Origin of the sequence: Intrasporangium oryzae NRRL B-24470, assembly GCF_000576595.1 — a bacterium.
Classification (GTDB): Bacteria; Actinomycetota; Actinomycetes; order Actinomycetales; family Dermatophilaceae; genus Intrasporangium_C; species Intrasporangium_C oryzae.
The window spans coordinates 1-1,261 of record NZ_AWSA01000111.1; the positions used below are offsets into that span (position 1 = coordinate 1).

The 1,261-nt window shown below is 70.1% G+C and carries 2 protein-coding genes; both read right to left on the reverse strand.

Annotation, left to right across the window (positions count from 1 at the left end; all coding sequences use genetic code 11):
- Window positions 1–423: hypothetical protein (locus N865_RS21255; protein ID WP_034810278.1), on the reverse strand; the 423-nt coding region annotated here is incomplete at its 3' end.
- A 515-nt stretch (window positions 424–938) separates the two neighbouring features.
- Window positions 939–1,172, reverse strand: a complete 234-nt coding sequence (locus tag N865_RS21260; protein ID WP_034810279.1) for a hypothetical protein — start codon at window positions 1,170–1,172, stop codon at window positions 939–941.
- Window positions 1,173–1,261 lie beyond the last annotated feature (89 nt).

Genomic DNA, 1,261 nt, shown 5'->3' on the forward strand with positions numbered 1-1,261 from the left:
GCGGGCCTCGGTGACCTCCGGGGTGGTGTCGACCACGAGAGCCAACGGGACGATGGCCTCCGAGGCGAGCGAGACCGGGACGACGTCGTCGGGGTCGAGGCCCAACTCGTCGGTGTAGTCGTCCACGAGGGTCGAGACGCGGAGTGCACGGCGAGGCGGGACCTTGGACGAGGTCCGGCGGACCTCGACCTCGGCGCCGAGGTGGTTCGTGTCCGGGTCCTCGGCGAGGTCGCGGACGGCGCGGTAGAACGACGTCCGCCCCATGGAGACGGATGAGGCGACCGCAGTCCAGACGGCCGCGCGGTCGATGTAAACGAACTCTGGGCCGTCGTCCTCCGGCAGGAGGGCGGAGGCGGCCATGGACACGCGAGCGAGCGCGAGAAGGGTGGCGAGGCGGCGTGCCTCGGAAGAGGAGGAGGTCATGGTCGGTTGTCTCGGTCTTCTGGGTGGATGGATGGAAGGACGAGACCCGGGCGAGCGGTCTCGTGGTCGTCGGCGCCGTGGGGGCGGCGTCGGTTGGGAAGGAGGTGGCTTGTCCGCCGCGGTGCGGCTTCCCACGGCTCACACCGCGGCGGACGAAGTTGGCGATGCCCGTCGCCTTCCCAGAGACCCGACTACGGCGACCAACCGTGACGGGCGCTTGTGGGCGCTCCATGGAGCGCGAGGAGGCCGATCTCGGCCTGTTAGACGATGGCGAACCGTGGGCGCTCGACCTCGTCGGGACGCGAGGAAGCGCTACGGACACGCGGGGAGAGAGCCCGACCGCCGTCGCACGGCATGGACGACGGCGACGACGGTCGAGCCGGTGGTCTCCCAACCAAGGAGGCGAGGTCCGGAAGAGTCCTCAACGGCCCCGAGGAGAAGGTCCTCGGGGAGTTCGTGGGCGGCCCCTTCTCAAGGGCTCGGATGGTCCGCGGCGCTTGACGCGGAGGCAGGGGTCAGAGGTTCACACCGAGGAGCTGGGCGGCCTCGCGGTCGAGGGCGGCGGCGTGCTCGGGGTCGAAGTCACCCGAGGCGCGGAGCTTGGATCCCTCCAGGAACAGCCGGAGAGCCTCACGGCGACGCTTCTCGCTCGCACGGGCTCGGCAGGCGGGGCCGCAAGACTTGGCGTTGGCGTAGCGGTCCGGGTCGATGGGACGGCCGCAGGACTGGCAGACGGGGGCGTGAGGCATCGGCGGCCTCCTTCCGAGAGAGCCGAAGGAGAGCGGTTCTCCTTCATTTCTTGGGATATCTGCGAGGAGGGCGGGCATTGCTCATTCTG

Excerpts from the sequence above, each read along its gene's own strand:
- N865_RS21260 (WP_034810279.1), bottom strand. The coding sequence starts at position 1,172 with ATGCCTCACGCCCCCGTCTGCCAGTCCTGCGGCCGTCCCATCGACCCG.